Source organism: Microcystis sp. M53598_WE2 (assembly GCF_030067735.1).
GTDB lineage: Bacteria > Cyanobacteriota > Cyanobacteriia > Cyanobacteriales > Microcystaceae > Microcystis > Microcystis aeruginosa.
This window is the reverse complement of sequence record NZ_JASJFE010000997.1, coordinates 1-2,994: the sequence shown is the minus strand read 5'-3', so window position 1 is coordinate 2,994 and position 2,994 is coordinate 1. Positions and strand designations below refer to the sequence as shown.

Here is a 2,994-nt window from a genome sequence, read left to right as displayed (position 1 = left end):
ATTGTTTTTAATATATTACCTCTGTTAAAAAATGGCACAACTCCCGAAAATCAGACGATTCTAAGCGTCCTCGAAGATATTGCCCAGAGAGTTGGTGATGATAACTGGCGCTTAAAACAAGAAGGACAATTGAGTTTATTTTAAATCCAGTGGCAGCACACTTTGTTCTTTTTGTCAAAAAAACTTTCTTTTTGCAACAAAACTACACAATTAATTGATCAACGGGTTGGCTTAAAAAAGGTTCTTTAACTGCCAGTTGTTGCTGTTGCTGAATAGGTTAGTGTAGATTTAGCAAGGGTTTTCATGCTCACCAGACAGCTAAAAAACCAAAAAAGCACAGAACGTCCCATCATTTCATACTGCGAAATTATACCATAATCGCTGGAAGTATTGCAACCTCGTAAACAAATGAGAATTATTTTCAATAAATTCTTAAGAAAAGATAAATATTGCGAAGTGTAAATTTTAATATGCTCAACTATTAAAGCTTGTTTGATATAAAAAACTTATAATACTAAATCCGTTGAGTATAGGCTACATATCAGGACAGGCACTCATGCAAGAGGCAAAAGAGGGAATAAATAATCAGTTTTTAATAACTGGATTTAGTATAAGTAGGGAGGCACAATTATTTGTAGGATGGGTTAGCGGTAGCGTAACCCATGCGGGCGTTGGGTTTCATGCTTCAACCCAACCTACTGATCACTGATTACTGATAACTGATCACTGATTACTGATTACTGATGACTGATTACTGATGATCTGAGAGAAACTTTAAACAGGAGTCACAACTGCTGTTAGAGCGGCAGTAACCGCGTCCATCGGTTGATTACCGTCGATATGGTTAAGAGTGCCTTTTTGACCGTAATAATCTAAAACGGGGGCAGTTTGGTCGATATAAACCTGTAGGCGACGGGAGATCGTTTCTTTAGTATCATCTTGACGACCCCGTTGCATGAGACGCTCAATTAAGACCGTATCTGGTACAGCCAAATTAACCACAAATGTGTAACTATCGGCCAATTCTTCCAGTAATGCGTCTAAAAAGCTCGCCTGTGCCACCGTGCGGGGAAAACCATCAAGAATCCAACCCTTAGCACTGTCAGGCTGTTTTAAACGTTCCTGAATTAAACCTAATAACAACTCATCGGGGACTAATTCGCCCTTTTCCACATAAGCTTGTGCTTGTTGACCAAGTTCTGTCTTCTCTGTAATTGCTTGACGTAAAATTTCACCGGTAGAAATATGGGGAATCGTCAGAGATTCCGCTAATTTTGCCGCTTGAGTACCTTTTCCCGATCCGGGCGGTCCCAAAAATATCACACCGATCCGTTTGCTCATGGATTAAATATAGGGTTTTAAGGGAAAAAACAACCAGTAACCGGTAAAAGGTCACTGGTTAACTATCTAACTACTTTTTAATCATGTCCTCATAGCGTTGAGACATGACATAGGTTTGAATTTGTTTGGCGGTATCGATCGCCACCCCCACCAGAATTAACAGGGAAGTTGCCCCCAAACCGCGAAAAGTGGTGACACCGGTGGCGCTTTCTACTACAGTCGGCACAGTAGCCACCAAACTTAAAAAGAGAGCGCCCAAAAGGGTGAGACGATTCAGCACCCCTTCCAGATAATTAGTAGTAGCGGTTCCTGGTCGAATCCCCGGAATACTGGCCCCCATTTTTTTCAGGTTTTGGGACATATCCTTGGGGTTAACGATCAGGGAAGCGTAGAAGAAACTAAAACCGAGAATTAGTAAGCTATAAAAAGCCACATAACCCCAACTATCGGGACGCAGAGCATTAACCAACTGAACTAAAACCTGACCGACCGGGTTATCCGTGGGTAAAGCTTGCACCAATTGGAAAGGTAACACCAACACTGCCGAGGCGAAAATAATCGGCATAACGCCCCCTTGATTGAGTCGTAGGGGTAGATAACTGGTTCTTTCCCGATAGAGACGACGACCCACCTGACGACGGGCAGAAACAATCGGAATCCGACGGGTTCCCTCCTGAACAAAAACAATGCCGATAATCATCACCAAGAAAACCAGCAAGAGAATCACCACTTGAGCGATCGCTTGTCGGCCACCCTGTTGGGCAAAAGTAATCGTATCACCGAGGGTTTTCGGTAAAACAGCGACAATGTTGACAAAAATCAACAAAGATGCTCCATTTCCCAGACCGCGTTCTGTGATCAGTTCCGAAATCCACATCACGAACATAGAACCCGCCACTAAAGCGAGAACCGTAGCGGCGATCGAGGGTAAAGTTCCAGCCACAACGCCGTTAGCCACCAATAAACCGAGAGTAATGCCGATACTTTGAATAATTGCCCAACCAAAGGCAATATAACGGGTAATTTGGGCAATTTTTCGCCGTCCTGCTTCTCCTTCATTTTTCTGTAAATCTTCCAAAGAAGGAAGGGCAGCGGTGAGCAGTTGCACGATAATTGAGGCGTTGATATAGGGAAGAATGCCGAGGGCAAAAATCCCCAAAGTCGATAATCCTCCCCCGGTAAACAGGTCAAGGATTCCCAAAGCGGCGTTACCTTGAATAATTTCTGCTAATCTTGCCCGATCCAAACCGGGTATCGGTACAAACATCCCAAAACGGAGCAGAATCAGTAAACCCAATGTAACCAACAAGCGACCGCGTAAACCGGCCGCCTGTGCCATTTGCATAAACGTTTCCTGTGCCGTGGGAGCCTTATCACGACTGACGACCATTAACAGTTACCTCTAGTGCAGTTTTTTTATGGGAAAAAGTAATCGAGGGGGAAAACTTTCTCGATTTTTTTAAGATTTCCCCTGTCTTTCTTATGATATAGCAATCCGGTCTTGGGGATTGGGTGTTAGGGTGTGGGGTGTAGGGTGTAGGGTGTAGGTGTAGGGTGTAGGGTGTGGGGTGTGGGGAGAACAAAGCTGCCCTTTGCCTTTTGCCTTTTGCCTTTTGCCTTTTATCTCCTGTCTCCTGTCTCCGTTATATTTCT

General features: G+C 43.8%; 2 protein-coding genes. Both read right to left on the bottom strand.

Features of this window, described 5'->3' with window-relative positions; all coding sequences use genetic code 11:
• Positions 1 to 774: 774 nt before the first annotated feature.
• Positions 775 to 1,341, bottom strand: coding sequence for an adenylate kinase (locus PX636_RS20395; RefSeq protein WP_012267964.1), 567 nt, complete (start codon positions 1,339 to 1,341; stop codon positions 775 to 777).
• A gap of 70 nt (positions 1,342 to 1,411) precedes the next feature.
• The gene (secY, locus tag PX636_RS20390; RefSeq protein WP_002796420.1) at positions 1,412 to 2,731 is read right to left on the bottom strand and encodes a preprotein translocase subunit SecY; all 1,320 of its coding nucleotides are present in this window, start codon (positions 2,729 to 2,731) and stop codon (positions 1,412 to 1,414) included.
• Between the last annotated feature and the right edge of the window lie 263 nt (positions 2,732 to 2,994).